The organism is Raineya orbicola (assembly GCF_002843425.1).
Lineage (GTDB): Bacteria > Bacteroidota > Bacteroidia > Cytophagales > Thermonemataceae > Raineya > Raineya orbicola.
The window spans coordinates 1-14,183 of the sequence record NZ_NKXO01000056.1 but is presented as its reverse complement, the minus strand read 5'-3'; the positions used below and the strand labels follow the sequence as shown (position 1 = coordinate 14,183).

The window sequence follows — 14,183 nt, the reverse complement described above, 5'->3', positions numbered from 1 at the left end:
GTCAATTTGTGGTCTGGAATTATTGCCTACAAATTCCTAGATAAAAAGCCCACTATTAGAGATTTTCAAGAAAAAAATCTACTTACAAATTTTGAACTTTTTCAAGATATTGCCGCTTAACTCACGTTATTCCTAATATTTTGTACATTGATGACGAGGAATCTAATCTTCGCATTTTTAGAATCAACTTCAAAAGATACTATAAAGTTTTCACTACCAGCAGTATTCAAGAGGCTTATCAGATTTTGCGTGATAACCCCATTAGCCTCATCATCACCGACCAGAAAATGCCTGAAATGTCGGGAACAGATTTTCTAAAATCTATCATCAACGAATACCCTGATGTAATTCGGATTGTACTCACAGGTTTTGCTGATATTCAGGATATTATTCAGGCTATCAACGATTGCCACATTCACCAATACGTAACCAAACCTTACGAAAATGGTGAAATGAAAAACATCATTGATAAAGCCATAGAAAGCTACAATCTTGCCAAAGAACGTAAAGACCTTATAGAACAGCTCAAAGAAGCTAATGAACGTTTGGAAGAGAAAGTAGCCGAAAGAACTGCGGAATTAGAATATACCACTCGTAAGCTTTTGGATAGTATTAACTATGCTAAAAGAATTCAAAAAAGTGTATTACCTACTGAGGAGAGCATTGCAAAACTATTCAAAGACTCTTTTATTTTCTACAAGCCCAAAGATATTGTAGGAGGAGATTTTTACTCTGTTTTTGATAAAGAAGACAAAATTATTGTAGCCGTTGGCGATTGCACAGGACACGGCGTACCCGGTGCTTTAATGAGTATGCTTGGTGATACCTTACTTCGTTCTGTCATTGACTATAAAGAAGAGCATAGTCCTGAAAAGATTTTGAATTTTTTAAGAGAAGGAGTTGCCAATGCCTTACGCCAAGAAGATACACAAAACCAAGAGGGTATGGAAGTGGGTATCTTGGCTTATCACCCTTATAGCCAAGTGGTAGAGTTCGCAAGTTCTCGGAGAGATTTGGTATATTTTGAAAATAATGAAATGAAAGAAATCAAAGCGGATAAAGCCAACATAGGTGGCTCAATTTATACCCACGATAGTTTTACTCTACATACCCTCCCTTTGCAAGCAGAAACTACTTTTTATTTGTTTTCAGACGGGTTTCAAGACCAATTTGGTGGCGAACTCAATAGAAAAATTGGCTCTAAAAAATTGAAAGAATTTCTACATTCTATTCATCAAAAGCCAATGTATGAACAAAAAGTTTTGTTAGAGGTCTTTTTGAAAGAATGGATGCAAGCCCAACCACATAACGAACAAATGGACGATATTCTGATTATGGGGATAAAAGTATAGTTTTGAAATTAGCAAATTTTAGATAGAGCGATAGCATTGCTAAATATGATGCTATCGCTGGTTTCAAAACATCACGCCTGTAGTAAGCAACCAAGCTGAAAAATCTCTGAAAATAGGTCTTTTAGTTTCAAAATTATTTTTTTGAGAATTGTAACCCACATCAATATACAAAAAAGAGTTATTCCTTCCTCCTCTAAAAACTGCTCCTAATGCCGTAACAGTACCCACAGAATTATGCACAGGCACACTTGAATTAGGTGCATCGAAAAATAACTGGGCACCTATACGAGCTCTCAAACCAATGTTTTTATTCAGATAAGTGTGTCTTACATAATTGAACGAAAAAATTATTGGCGTGGATTTCTTCAAATTACCTATTCCCAAAGAGTCTAATGTCAGTGTAGCTGTGCCAATTTGAAAGCAAAATTTTCCTTTATTTTTTCCAAATAAAAACCCTATTCCAAACTGATTGAAACCTTTGAGCAAATAAACATTATCTAAACGTTGGTTTCTTAAAAAATGATGTGTATGGAATATTACCATTCTCACCGAGAAGGTATCCACTTTTGTTCTATTAAGTGTATCTTGTGCAAAAGTTTTTGAAAAAAAAGAGGAAAAAACGAAAAAAAATAGAAAAATGATGAAAATATTTCTCATAAATCAAATCGTTTGAGCATAAAAACATTAGCAATGTAGAACTTGAAAAAGAAACCAGCAAAGTTAAGAAACAGTTTTTTCTAAAATTTTAAGTAAAACTGCAAAATCTTTGGGATAAGAAGCCTCCTGATAAATGATTTCACCTTTCAAACCCTCAAATTGTAAAGCAAAAGCGTGTAGGGCAACTCTTTGCATTATGGGTTGCTCTTGCTCATCTTGGGCTAATTTGAACTTTCTTTTGAGCTGTGAAAGAAAAATCCAACTGCCTCCATACATTTCATCAGCTACGATAGGAGCTTTCAGAGCTTTGAGATGAATACGAATCTGGTGCATACGTCCTGTGTGAGGACGTGCTTCTATGAGCGTAAAATTACCAATATGCCGTAAAGTCTGAAAAGTAGTATGGGCTTTTTGCCCTTCTCGGAAATCAATGGTAACCATTCCTTTTTTGGAAAGTTTGAGAATAGGAAAAGTGGCTTCTGTTTGTTCAAAATGATGCACCCCTTCGGAAATAGCGTGATAAATTTTAGTAACTTTTCGGCGTTCAAAGGCTATGGATAAATGTCTGTATGCCTCAGAGTGTTTGGCAATAGCCAATATACCCGAGGTTTCTTTGTCCAAGCGATGGCAAAGTTGATAATCAGGATTGTATTTGCGAAGTAATGCAATAATACTTGTATGCTTTCTATCTTGGGTACGCTCGTCAAGCGTAGCCATCAGCGGCGGTTTGTTGATAAGTACAAAATCTTCGTTTTCAAAAAGTATTAAATCCTCAAAAGTTATTTTAGCCATTCTCGTTAAAAATGGATTAAAAGTTCAAAAAATCATCAAGGGGGTTTGTCAATCTTTTCTGCTTGCCATAAAAAGTTTTTGTTTTTCCTCTTTGGTGAGACTCTCGTAACCTTTGGCAGAAATTTTATCTAAAATAGCGTCAATTTCTTCTTGGGTAGGCACATATTCGTTACTTTGAGAGCTATCAGCTTTTTTCTGTTCAGATTTAACATTGGTTTTTACGCGTACTTTTTCCTCTTTCACGTATCTTACTTTCATTTTAGGTTTTCTACGATTTCCTAAATTTCTAAAAAATGATAGCACCCAAGTAATAGGTTTGCTCCAATCGTTACCTTTGCGAAGTTGCATAATAAACAAATACCCCAGCAAAGCTCCTCCTAAATGTGCGGCATTGCCCCCTGTATTAGGGCTTGCCAGAAACAGAAAAGAAACCACTACCATAAACCAAGCAATATATTTGAGCCTTACAGGAAAAATGCCAAATAGTAAAACCATTGCATTAGGGGCAATAGTAGCAGCGGCAATCATTACGGCATAAACGCCTCCCGAAGCCCCTAACAGATGAACCATTTGCCGAAAAGCAAACAAACGTGGCACTACATTGTAAATAAGCAAAAAGAATAAAGCCCCCATTAGCACGCCCCACACATAAATAGCCACAACCCGCTGACTACCAATGTAATCTTGCACCAAACGCCCCATCCAATAGAGCATCAGCATATTGAACAAGATATGCAGAATATCTGTAAAATCGTGTAAAAAACCATAAGTAAGAGCCGTCCAAGGGCGTGTAATAAAAGTAAGCAAATCTGGGCTTAAAATGAGCCATTCCAAGCCTATTTTTACGATATAATCGCTCCCTGCAAGCCAAAGAACTACTCTCAAAAAACCAATCAGCAGAAAAGCGACAATATTGATAATAATGAGTTGTGCCACCCCATTATTATCACGCTTAAATGCGTTACGAAAATCTGCAAAAATATCGGTCATTTCAGTATCTTTTAGGAATTTTCCAAACCAGTTTTATCATAATAAATCCTAACAACATTCCTGCCAAATGAGCCAAATGCCCTACTCTATCGCCGGGTAAATTTTGCCACATATACGAAACCTCAAAAATCAAATATAAAAGCACCAAATATTTTGCTTTCAGAGGTATAGGCGGAAAAAGCAATTGCAAAACCAAATTAGGAAATATCAAAGCAAAACTCGTAACCACCCCAAACACCGCCCCCGAAGCCCCAATTGAAGGTATTATATCGCCGTTGTAATAATCTACTCCCAAAGATAATGCTCCTGCTCCTAATCCGCAAATCATATACAACAAAAGAAAACGATTTGCCCCTAAAACTTGTTCCAAAACACTGCCAAAAAAAACTAAACCCAACATATTACTAAAAATATGAAAAAAATTAGCGTGCATAAACATATGCGTAAGCAATTGGTAGGGCTGAAAATAAGGTGTCTGAATATCCCACAAGGCAAAATTTTCTATGGCATACTCAAAATTCATATTCATTAAAACAAAAGCAATTATATTCAAAATAAGAATGGTTCTGACCGTAGGTGTAAGTGTGTACATAAAATTTACTAAAAATTGTTAGATGAAGAAAAACTCATATACTTTCTTGCTCCCTGTCTCTTGCTTCCTGATTCCTACCAAAAACTCAAATATTTGTAATCTTGTATCTAATGTCTGAAATATTACATCTTTTCAAATATGTTCTGCTCTGTAAAATAGGGTTGAGCATTTCTGCGATTGTAGCATTTCTTGTGCTACAGCTTGCATTCTTTGGGGTGTGATGCTGAAAATATCTTGCTCATAATGATTATACTTTTCAGCATCACCGAGCATTTCAAAAAAGCATAAATTCATCGCTATATCCAACTCTTCCATTTTGGCAAATAAGTAAGTGGAAAAAGCCTTATTTTGCACTTTACGCAATTCTTTTTCAGTTACTCCTTTTTCTATGAGTTCGTAAATTTCGCTTTCAACAGCTTGGTTGGCTTCTTGCAGAGAACTTTCAGGATTAAGCATTCCCTGCACCACAAGCAAACCCTCATCAACAGAGTTAGTGATGTAAGCCGAAATATCCGTGAAAATTTGTCTTTTTCTCACCAAATTTTCGTAAAGCCTTGATGATTTTCCTCGCCCTAAAATGTCGCTAATCAAATCAGCCGTTTCAAAATCGGGGTGCAGGCGAGCAGGCATTTTATAGGCTTTATACAGAGCATTCAAGGGTACAGGGGCAGAAACTTCTAAATAACGAGCCTCTGTTTGGACTGGCTCCGTGGGTAAATTTCGGTGATAAGGTTTCCCTGCCTCAATGGGTTCAAACCATTTGCGAGCTAAACGCTCAACCTCTGCCACTGAAACATTACCCGCCACACACAAAATAGCGTTGTTGGGGCGATAAAAACGAAAGAAAAAATCCTTTACATCCTGCAAAGTAGCCTGCTCTATGTGGCTAATGTCTTTGCCAATAGTTGCCCACTTGTAAGGGTGCTTCTGATACGCCAAAGGACGCAGTTTTAGCCACACATCACCATAAGGCTGATTGAGATAACGTTGCTTAAATTCCTCAATTACTACATTTCTTTGCACTTCTAAAACTTGTTCATCAAAAGAAAGCGAAAGCATTCTATCTGACTCCAGCCAAAAAGCTGTTTCCAAATTACTTGCAGGCAAAGTGATGTAATAGTTAGTTATATCGTTAGAGGTAAAAGCATTACATTCGCCCCCCACTCTCTGCAAATGTTCATCAAAATTGGGGATATGCTTTGAGCCACCAAACATCAGATGTTCAAAAAGGTGTGCAAATCCTGTTTTGGTTTCCTGCTCATCTTTTGCTCCCACATTGTAGAGCAAATTAAACGCCGCAATGCCTACATTTTTATTCTGATGTACTAATACTTTCAAGCCATTGGATAATGTAAATTTTTCGTAATGTATCATAGTGTTTATAGTTGAAGGCTTAAATTTTATGTAAAATGTATCTCTTTCACCATTTCGTAATTCAGTTTTTCATTGATAAGATTGCGAATTTTGGTTTTATGCATCATCAGCTCTTGGCGAAGCACAGAGGAAACAATCTTGACATACAGAATGTTATTTTTAAGATAAATATTTTGGGTTTGCTCTGCAATAGGCTTACCCATCACGTTTATCCAAATCTGCTTAATGTTAAGTTCATCAAAGCGGTTTTTCTGTGGAAACTGACTGACTACACTTTCCAAAATCTGTTTAAGTAAATAAGGTTGAGAGTTTCTCTTTTGAGATGCCATAAGCATTTTGATTTATAATTGAAGCTCAAATTTACGAAAAATCAAGGCAAGGCTACTCAAATTTTTGAAAAAAACTTTACGAAAACATCAGAAAAAAGCTGATTACTAAAACCAAAATCTTTTTTGCTTCGTTAATATTGAAAAAGTTTGTTTATGTACTCAAAAACATTTTCTTGGGCTTTTTTTGTGATACTTTTGTTTTCTTTACCAACTTGCGGACAAAAAAAGTCGCCTAAAACACAATTAAATATGGAAAATTCGCAACAACAAAATTTAGAAATGGCTACTTTAGGAGCGGGCTGTTTTTGGTGTGTGGAAGCTGTTTTTCAGCGAATAAAAGGCGTTGTAAAAGTAGAATCAGGCTATTCGGGAGGAAAAACAGAAAATCCTACTTACAAAGAAGTTTGTAGCGGCAATACAGGACACGCCGAAGTCTGTCAAATTACTTTTGATAAAAACCAAGTCAGTTTTACAGAAATTTTAGAAGTTTTTTTTGGCACTCACGACCCCACCACCCTCAACCGACAAGGCAACGATGTTGGTACGCAATATCGTTCAGCCATTTTTTACCATAACGAAGAGCAACGCAAAACCGCCGAAAAAGTTATTCAAACGCTCACTGCTGAAAAAGTTTTTGAGAAGCCCATTGTAACCGAAATCGTACCTTTCGCCAAGTTCTATAAAGCCGAAGACTATCATCAGAATTACTACAACAACAACCCTACACAAGGTTACTGCTATTTCGTTATCCGCCCCAAAATTGAAAAATTACAAAAAGTTTTCAAGGAAAAATTGAAGTAGTGCTTTTTAGTAAGAGAAATGAAGCGTAATAATTTATTTTTCTACTCTTTTCTCATTATTACGATAAACTCTTTGTTAATTGTTTCATCTTTCTTGCCTGTTACATTTGTCGGGCTATTTTTACTTGGCATACGTTTGTTAGGAATATTACGAATAATTGTTTCTATATGTGTAAATCCTTGATTTTCAAAAAACTCTTTTGTTATTTCATCGGTAGGTAAAATTTTGCCTTTTACTTTTCGGTTACCCACAACGTAACAAGCACAAGCTCCTTTTTTGAGGGTCTGGGCAACATTTTCAATAGATTTTTGGTAATCTGCATAAAAGGAAGCTACCTCTTGAGCCCTCTTTTCATCTATTAAGGCTATATTTTCAATAGTTTCTTTAAGTAAAGGACTATCAGATACAAACAAGTCTCTTTGTCGTTTTCCACCCATTAGGTTATTATCTATTTGGCTGGCATTTTCTACACCTAACCATTCGTTAGCCAATCTTGAAAATTGCCCGTAAGCAACCGTAGTTCTACTATCGCCATAAGGAGGCGAAGTGATGACAATATCAACACTTTCTTTTTCAATGTATTGAATTTCATTGACGGTATTGAAGTCGTAGATTTGAGTATCTCCTTTAGGTTTTTGCTCTAAAAATGCTTTCAATCCTTTTCTATTTCGGGCTAATTTACTTTGCATCAAAGCAAAAACATCAGGATTAAATTTTTGCATTTGCTCGGCTGTCATTCGGAATAACTTAAACTCACTATTACGAGTAAAACTACTTTCCCTGATAGTTTCACTAAACGCTACCTTGAAAAAATCTCTTACCTTGTCATCTTCAATTTTGCTAATGAAATCTTTGATAATGGCTAATTTTTCTTGTACTGCTTTATCAAACCAATAATCAACATTTTTTATTCGTGGAATAGTGTCCCTTGTTTTGTTATTGAATACCAAAAAAAACACATAATCATTAAAATCTTTGAGATACAAATCCAAAACTTGCAAGTTAAGTTTAGTAGTTTTGACTTTGGCTATCAATCTTGCCAAAGGATTTAAATCTGTTCCTATTGCATCAATACCCATTAAGTTAGCTTCAACCAAACTTGTTCCCGTTCCACAGTAAGGGTCAAATAACAAACGGCTATTTGCACCATATTTTGTTAAAATGCGTTCTGCGATTTGGGGTATCATCATCGCAGGGTAGTTGTGGTAACAATGCGTAAAACGTTTGGTATCAGCTCCTACAAAATCCCACGAAAAATCAGTATATTTTTTCGCTGTTGCTATCATTGATAAAGTTTTTTTAGGTCTGACACAATTGCTGAAAACTCACTGATAGGTGGCTTGAATTTTCCTGGTTTTGTAAGATAAACAAAATCAAAGAAATTAAGCATTCCCACTTGCTGTGGCTGCATAATTTCATTATAGAAATTAGTTGTAATAAAACCTACCCTAAAATCTGTCTTTAGTTCAAAGTTTAAGCCATATTTTCGTTTGATTTGCATACAATCTTTTGAAGTAGCAATATCCATTAAAAGCTTCCATTTATAGGTTTGTCCTGCTCTTTCTCTCAAAGATGTTTTCATAGAGAAAATCAGAATAGGAGCTTTTTCTAGTCTTTTGTTATGGTAAATCATCAAATCTACATCAGGTTTTTGCCAATCATTACCTACCTGAATAGCGGCATAGTTTTCTATGATTTTATGAGATTTAGGTTTCAGAGTAATAACCAGTTCCTTATCAATAACGCCCTCTTTTTGCAAATATATTAAAGCATAAGCTACCAAACCTTGAAAACCATTTCCAGCGATTGCTTTTCTTGCTTGTGAAGCGTCCTGAATTTCTCCATTTTCTATTCTACCTTTAATGATTTTCTCAACTTCCTCTATTGAACTTTGCATAATGGTAGTCAGGTAGTTAATAGCTTTCTCTGCTCCAACTTCCTTTATCTTTTCATTAAAATTACTTTTAATTGGGGCAAAATAATATCGCTTTTCTACTTCATCAAATACTCGCTGATTGGTTTCAAGCATATTGATTAGTTTTTAGGCTTTCTTTTATATCTATGTTTTTTATGATGAGTTTGTTTATTTTTCTCGCTTTTTTCTTGTTTTTCTTTTGCTTTGAGTTTTTGTTCAAGGGCTTGCGTAACCATTTTACTTTGCTCTAAAGCCTGTTTTTTCTGCTCTTGGGCATTGTTACCTTCCTCGGTAAGTTGGGCAAGGGTTTCAGGGAAAATTCCTTTCTCGTTCATTTCAATAAACTCCCTTACTTTTTCCACTGAAAGCGAGTACCAATTACTATCATTTTCATAGCCAAACCACATCATTTTACGAAAAATATCTGTTTTTTTAAGCTCTACAATGCCCTGTTGGGTTTTGAGGGGTTTTTCTATGGTTGGAAAGTCTTTGAGAGCTTCCATATAGGTTTCTAATTCATAATTTAAGCAACATTTCAGCCTACCACATTGCCCCGATAGTTTGGCAGGGTTGAGCGAAAGATTCTGATAACGAGCCGCCGATGTATTTACACTCTTAAAATCAGTAAGCCACGTAGAACAGCAAAGCTCACGCCCACATACGCCTATTCCTCCGAGCCTACCCGCTTCTTCGCGTAAGCTGATTTGACGCATTTCTACCCGAATTTTAAATTCTGACGCAAGGACTTTGATAAGCTCACGAAAATCCACACGACTTTCCGCAGAATAGTAAAAAGTAGCCTTGGTATTATCTGCCTGAAACTCCACATCGGTGAGTTTCATTTCCAAGCCCATTTCTTGTATTATTTGCCTAGTTCGGAACATTGTGGGCATTTCGCGAGCTTGAGCTTCTTTCCATTTTGCTAAATCTTTTTCCGTAGGAATTCGCAAGATAGCAGGTAATTCTGCGTTCTCATCTACCTTTTTTTTGAGCATTTGCAAGCGTACCAATTCGCCCTGCAAAGCCACTTTTCCGATATGATAACCCGAAGTTGCATCTACTACTACGGCATCACCTGTGAGGAGGTCAAACTTTTGTGTATTCCTAAAAAATGCCTTAAAGCCATTTTTGAAACGTACTTCTACGACATCAAACTTTTGGTCTGTGGGCAGTTCCATATTGGAAAGCCAGTCGTAGCTATTCATTTTATTACAAGAACCACTTTTGCAACCTCCCCCACAACCCGACACTAATGTATCCGTAGAGCAACCTCCTGACGAGCAAGAAGTGCAAGCCATATTGTCTTGATTTTGAGATAATAAAAAAATACTAAAAAATCACAATTTTCAAACTACAAAGATAGAAAACATTCCGAAAAATTGCAAAAGATTGTAAAAAGCAAACAAAAAAATCTTTATTTTTGCCTAAAAAACACTTTTCACTAAAATTTTTAATTTGTGTTAGAAGATAATTTTCAACATAAAGGCTTACGAAAAAAATTAGTTGAAGAAATCCGCCGAAAGGGTATCAGAGATGAGAATGTATTAAATGCCCTAATGGCTGTGCCGCGGCATTGGTTTTTGGATTCTGTTTTCCTGCAACACGCCTATCAGGACAAAGCCTTTCCGATTGAAGAAGGACAAACTATTTCGCAACCTTACACGGTTGCTTTCCAAACAGAACTTTTGCAAATTCAACCTCTACAAAGTGTTCTGGAAATTGGTACTGGCTCGGCATATCAGGCTTGTATTTTGGCAGAACTCGGAGCAAAAGTCTATACCATTGAATACAATGAAACACTTTTCCGCAAAGCCCGCCGAATGATTGATATTTTACGTTACGATAAAAAAGTACAATGCTTTCACGGAGACGGCTCACAAGGTCTGCTTGCTTATGCCCCTTATGATGCCATTTTAGTAACCGCAGGTGCTCCTGCTGTGCCAGAAAGCCTGCTTTTTCAGTTGAAAACAGGAGGCAGGCTTGTCATTCCCGTTGGCAACCACCAAACTCAGAAAATGATGCGTATCACACGCAAAGGCGAGAAACAATTTACCCAAGAGGAGTTTGATCATTTCAGCTTTGTGCCTCTTTTGGGGAAGAATGGCTGGCAAAAATAATATTGAGATAACATTATGCTTTTCACCGACCAACTTCACCGCCATATTGAACTGCCCTATCCTCCTCAACGTATCATTTCGCTTGTTCCCTCACAAACGGAACTTCTTTTTGATTTGGGTTTAACAGAAAAAATCGTAGGAATTACCAAGTTTTGTATTCACCCCCAAGAAAAAGTTAAAAATGTTCCCAAAGTAGGCGGAACAAAAAACTTTCATTTTGAAAAAATTGACGCATTAGCCCCCGACCTCATCATCGCTAACAAAGAAGAAAATTACCGAGAAGGTATTGAACAACTTGCCCAAAAATACCCTGTTTGGATTAGCGATATTTATACGCTGGAAGATGCTCTAAAAATGATTACAAGCATTGGCGAAGTCTGTACTAAAAAAATAGAAGCCCAAATTATGGTGAGTTTTATTGATTCTGCTTTTCGCTTGCTTGCTAAAACCTATTCAGGCAGAGTGGCTTACCTGATTTGGAAAAATCCGTATATGGTGGCGGGTAGCCATACATTTATTCACGATATTTTACAAAGATTAGGTTTTGAGAATGCTTTTGCAGAAAAACCTCGCTATCCTGAAGTAAATTTGAACGAAATCGCTGAAAGAAAACCTGATTATATTTTCCTATCATCAGAGCCTTATCCCTTCAAAGAAAAACACTTGCAAGAACTTCAATCAATTTTTTCCGAAAGCCGAATACAGCTCGTCAATGGAGAGATGTTTTCTTGGTATGGCAGTCGGCTTTTGGAAGCAAGCAAGTATTTTCGCAGTTTTCTTAAAAATTCTTGATTTTAGGCTCAATTTTTGTGATATTTTTCTAAAATTATCTATTTTGCTTCGCTAAAACCTACTACTATGTTTGAAGATGATAACTTTGATGAAGAGTTCAACGATGAACTAAACATTGAACAACTTTTAGAAGCATACAAAAATAACCCATATGAGCTAAAAACCCTTATCGCTTTGGGAATTTACTATAACAATCACGGGGAGTTTGAAAAAACCATCCAGTGCCTTGGTAAAGTAAAAGATAAAGTTCCAGAAGATTTTGCTTTTTTAGATAAACTTGCCTTCGCTTATCGAGAGCTACAAGATTATGCGAATGCTTTGCAAATCTATCAGCAAATTGACCAAAAAGTTCCTAATGATAACTGGATATTGAAAAATATCGCTTGGTGTCTTGCGGGTTTAGGCAGATACGAAGAGGCTATTGAGTATCACTTACGCGTTCATAGAACAGAGCCTTACGACGCTTGGAACTTACGAAATTTGGGCTGGTGTTATCTAAAAATTCGCGATTATGAAAATGCTCTACAATATCATTTGGAATCAGACAAATATGAACCCAATAACCCTTGGAATCTGGGTAAAATAGGCTACTGCTACGGACAATTAGGCGATTTTGAAAATGCTCTCTCTTACCATCTCAAAGTAGCTGAGTTAGACCCTACCGATGCTTGGAATTTGAGTAATGTAGGCTGGATATATTCCTCTATGCGAAACTTCGAAGAAGCCCTCAAATACCATCTGAAAGCCTACGAATTAGAACCCAATGATGCTTGGAATATAAGCCAAATAGGCTGGTGCTACTCCTCTTTGGGTAAGTATCAGGAAGCTATTGCTTGGCACGAAAAATGTTACGAGCTTAATCCTTATGACTCTTGGAATACAGGTAATTTGGCTTGGTGTTATGGAAGAACAGGTAACTACCAAAAATCTTTGGAGTGGCATCTGAAAACTGAACAAGTAAACCCCAAAGATAGCTGGAATGTAGGAAATATTGGCTTTGCTTATCAAAAGTTGGGCGATTATACAAAAGCTCTTGAATATCACAGCAAAGCTCATCAGCTCAACCCTTCTGATAGTTGGAATATCAGACAATTAGGCTGGGTAAATTTTATTTTAGGCGATTTGAACAAAGCTACTTTTTACTTAGAACAAGCCGAAGACCTCAATAGTAGTGGCATCAATTTACTATACCTTGCACACGCCTATCTTGCCCAAGGCGATAAGAAAAAAGCAGAACAAACCTACTTAGAAAGTGTGATACTAGCTCCTGATATTGATACTTTCTTGAAAGATGCTAACGAAGACTATATCTTTTTGCAGAAATATGGTATTAGCCAAAAAGATTTTCAAAAAATTTTAGAGCAAGCTGTCGAATATCGCAAAGAAAACGATAAAATTATTCGTGCCGCAGAAAATAATGATATTGACCAACTTCTCCAAATTTATACCCAAAACCCCAACAATTTTGCCGCAATCTATGAAATTGCAGATTTTTATGCCCGAGAAGAAAATTACGAAAAAGCTCTTGAATTTTATTTGCAAGCTGAAAAAATAAATCCCGAACATATCAATACCCTTATAGAAATCGCTTTTTGCTACCGTGAAATGGGGGCATTCGAAAATTCGCTAACCTACTATCAAAAAGCCGATAAAATGAAGCCCAACAATGCTTGGATACTCAAAAATATAGGCTGGTGCTACTCATCTATGGAAAACTATCAAGAGGCTTTGCTTTATCACGAAAGAGTAGTAGAACTTACTCCACAAGATTCGTGGAATTTGAGCAATACGGGTTGGTGCTATCTCAAACTCAAAGATTATTCCAAAGCCATTGAGTATTTCCTAATGGCTGAAAAAATAAATCCTACCGATGGATGGACCTTGGGCAAAATCGGTTGGTGCTATTACAAACTGCATAACTATCAAAAATCTTTGGAATATCACCTCAAAGCTCAAGAAAACAATACCTCCGAGCCTGCTTGGAATTTGGGTAGAATAGCTCAATCTTATCTGGCATTGAAAAATTTAGACCAAGCCCAAACCTACATTATGGATTCACTCCAATTAGACGATGAGGCTTATTTTCGTATCATTGCAGGGCATATTTGGCTTTGTTCCCAAAAAATTGATGAGGCTTTCAATCATTACAAAATGGCTGTGGTGCGATATGGCTCTTGGAACGATTTTAGCAATGACTTTGACATAGATAAGCAAGCTGTTCTTTCTTATGGCATTCCCGAAAGTTCTTGGGAAAATATCAAAAAACAACTCAAAGAATTTTATGAAAAAAATTCGGGTGATACTAACTTTCAAAACAATTATTATAGCGATAGGTAAAATTCATCGGTTGTGGTAAAGATTGTATGATATTTTTGTAAAAGACAAAGAGGGCGTATTTTTGTAATATGTCTAAAGTATTAACAAAAGTAAACTGCCCTCATTGTCAAGGTACAAAGGTAGTGAAAAATGGTC

General features: G+C 36.4%; 14 protein-coding genes. 5 read left to right on the top strand and 9 right to left on the bottom strand.

Annotation, left to right across the window (positions count from 1 at the left end; translation table 11 throughout):
• Positions 1 to 140 precede the first annotated feature (140 nt).
• Positions 141 to 1,352, top strand: coding sequence for a response regulator (locus Rain11_RS14105; protein ID WP_101359776.1), 1,212 nt, complete (start codon positions 141 to 143; stop codon positions 1,350 to 1,352).
• A 63-nt stretch (positions 1,353 to 1,415) separates the two neighbouring features.
• On the opposite strand, the gene Rain11_RS12845 is transcribed toward Rain11_RS14105, so the two are convergent.
• From Rain11_RS12845 to Rain11_RS12820, 6 genes are all read right to left on the bottom strand, one after another.
• Positions 1,416 to 2,009, bottom strand: coding sequence for a hypothetical protein (locus Rain11_RS12845; protein ID WP_101359775.1), 594 nt, complete (start codon positions 2,007 to 2,009; stop codon positions 1,416 to 1,418).
• A 63-nt stretch (positions 2,010 to 2,072) separates the two neighbouring features.
• Entirely contained in the window at positions 2,073 to 2,801 is a 729-nt protein-coding gene (locus Rain11_RS12840; protein WP_101359774.1) for an RluA family pseudouridine synthase, read from the bottom strand.
• Positions 2,802 to 2,849: 48 nt separating this feature from the next.
• Positions 2,850 to 3,791 carry a rhomboid family protein gene (locus tag Rain11_RS12835; RefSeq protein ID WP_101359773.1) on the bottom strand — a complete coding sequence of 314 codons (942 nt, stop codon included), beginning with the start codon at positions 3,789 to 3,791 and terminating at the stop codon, positions 2,850 to 2,852.
• A gap of 1 nt (position 3,792) precedes the next feature.
• On the bottom strand, positions 3,793 to 4,383 hold the full coding sequence (locus Rain11_RS12830; protein WP_101359772.1) for a rhomboid family intramembrane serine protease: 591 nt from the start codon (positions 4,381 to 4,383) through the stop codon (positions 3,793 to 3,795).
• Between the two features lie 132 nt (positions 4,384 to 4,515).
• Positions 4,516 to 5,757 (bottom strand): M16 family metallopeptidase, encoded by a 1,242-nt coding sequence (locus Rain11_RS12825; protein ID WP_101359771.1) that lies wholly within the window; start codon positions 5,755 to 5,757, stop codon positions 4,516 to 4,518.
• A 26-nt stretch (positions 5,758 to 5,783) separates the two neighbouring features.
• On the bottom strand, positions 5,784 to 6,086 hold the full coding sequence (locus Rain11_RS12820; RefSeq protein WP_165778142.1) for a DUF721 domain-containing protein: 303 nt from the start codon (positions 6,084 to 6,086) through the stop codon (positions 5,784 to 5,786).
• 249 nt (positions 6,087 to 6,335) lie between these two features.
• Between Rain11_RS12820 and msrA the strand changes: the two genes are divergently transcribed.
• A complete protein-coding gene (gene msrA / locus Rain11_RS12815; RefSeq protein ID WP_243390594.1) occupies positions 6,336 to 6,887 on the top strand; it encodes a peptide-methionine (S)-S-oxide reductase MsrA in 552 nt (183 codons plus the stop codon).
• 41 nt (positions 6,888 to 6,928) lie between these two features.
• Here the strand turns inward: msrA and Rain11_RS12810 are convergent, their stop codons facing one another.
• From Rain11_RS12810 to Rain11_RS12800, 3 genes are read right to left on the bottom strand one after another with little or no spacing between them, the layout of a single operon-like run.
• Positions 6,929 to 8,173 carry a TRM11 family methyltransferase gene (locus Rain11_RS12810; RefSeq protein WP_101359768.1) on the bottom strand — a complete coding sequence of 415 codons (1,245 nt, stop codon included), beginning with the start codon at positions 8,171 to 8,173 and terminating at the stop codon, positions 6,929 to 6,931.
• Positions 8,170 to 8,916 carry a BsaWI family type II restriction enzyme gene (locus tag Rain11_RS12805; protein ID WP_101359767.1) on the bottom strand — a complete coding sequence of 249 codons (747 nt, stop codon included), beginning with the start codon at positions 8,914 to 8,916 and terminating at the stop codon, positions 8,170 to 8,172. Before Rain11_RS12805 ends, Rain11_RS12810 begins: the two co-directional genes overlap by 4 nt.
• 5 nt (positions 8,917 to 8,921) lie before the next feature.
• Positions 8,922 to 10,100, bottom strand: coding sequence for a PSP1 domain-containing protein (locus Rain11_RS12800; RefSeq protein WP_101359766.1), 1,179 nt, complete (start codon positions 10,098 to 10,100; stop codon positions 8,922 to 8,924).
• Between the two features lie 159 nt (positions 10,101 to 10,259).
• Between Rain11_RS12800 and Rain11_RS12795 the strand changes: the two genes are divergently transcribed.
• The 3 genes from Rain11_RS12795 to Rain11_RS12785 all read left to right on the top strand — a co-directional run bounded on the left by Rain11_RS12795 (position 10,260) and on the right by Rain11_RS12785 (position 14,048).
• The gene (locus tag Rain11_RS12795; RefSeq protein ID WP_101359765.1) at positions 10,260 to 10,919 is read left to right on the top strand and encodes a protein-L-isoaspartate(D-aspartate) O-methyltransferase; all 660 of its coding nucleotides are present in this window, start codon (positions 10,260 to 10,262) and stop codon (positions 10,917 to 10,919) included.
• A 15-nt stretch (positions 10,920 to 10,934) separates the two neighbouring features.
• Positions 10,935 to 11,711: an ABC transporter substrate-binding protein gene (locus Rain11_RS12790; RefSeq protein WP_101359764.1), complete on the top strand. Its 777-nt coding sequence runs from the start codon at positions 10,935 to 10,937 to the stop codon at positions 11,709 to 11,711.
• Between the two features lie 66 nt (positions 11,712 to 11,777).
• Positions 11,778 to 14,048 (top strand): tetratricopeptide repeat protein, encoded by a 2,271-nt coding sequence (locus Rain11_RS12785; RefSeq protein ID WP_101359763.1) that lies wholly within the window; start codon positions 11,778 to 11,780, stop codon positions 14,046 to 14,048.
• Positions 14,049 to 14,183: the final 135 nt, after the last annotated feature.

What these genes read in the sequence shown, in the direction of transcription:
- Rain11_RS12805 (WP_101359767.1), bottom strand. Translation starts at nt 8,916, where the DNA reads ATGCTTGAAACCAATCAGCGAGTATTTGATGAAGTAGAAAAGCGATAT.
- Rain11_RS12810 (WP_101359768.1), bottom strand. Translation starts at nt 8,173, where the DNA reads ATGATAGCAACAGCGAAAAAATATACTGATTTTTCGTGGGATTTTGTA.
- Rain11_RS12835 (WP_101359773.1), bottom strand. Translation starts at nt 3,791, where the DNA reads ATGACCGATATTTTTGCAGATTTTCGTAACGCATTTAAGCGTGATAAT.
- Rain11_RS12800 (WP_101359766.1), bottom strand. Translation starts at nt 10,100, where the DNA reads ATGGCTTGCACTTCTTGCTCGTCAGGAGGTTGCTCTACGGATACATTA.
- Rain11_RS12785 (WP_101359763.1), top strand. Translation starts at nt 11,778, where the DNA reads ATGTTTGAAGATGATAACTTTGATGAAGAGTTCAACGATGAACTAAAC.
- Rain11_RS12825 (WP_101359771.1), bottom strand. Translation starts at nt 5,757, where the DNA reads ATGATACATTACGAAAAATTTACATTATCCAATGGCTTGAAAGTATTA.
- Rain11_RS12840 (WP_101359774.1), bottom strand. Translation starts at nt 2,801, where the DNA reads ATGGCTAAAATAACTTTTGAGGATTTAATACTTTTTGAAAACGAAGAT.
- msrA (WP_243390594.1), top strand. Translation starts at nt 6,336, where the DNA reads ATGGAAAATTCGCAACAACAAAATTTAGAAATGGCTACTTTAGGAGCG.
- Rain11_RS12790 (WP_101359764.1), top strand. Translation starts at nt 10,935, where the DNA reads ATGCTTTTCACCGACCAACTTCACCGCCATATTGAACTGCCCTATCCT.
- Rain11_RS12830 (WP_101359772.1), bottom strand. Translation starts at nt 4,383, where the DNA reads ATGTACACACTTACACCTACGGTCAGAACCATTCTTATTTTGAATATA.
- Rain11_RS12845 (WP_101359775.1), bottom strand. Translation starts at nt 2,009, where the DNA reads ATGAGAAATATTTTCATCATTTTTCTATTTTTTTTCGTTTTTTCCTCT.
- Rain11_RS12820 (WP_165778142.1), bottom strand. Translation starts at nt 6,086, where the DNA reads ATGGCATCTCAAAAGAGAAACTCTCAACCTTATTTACTTAAACAGATT.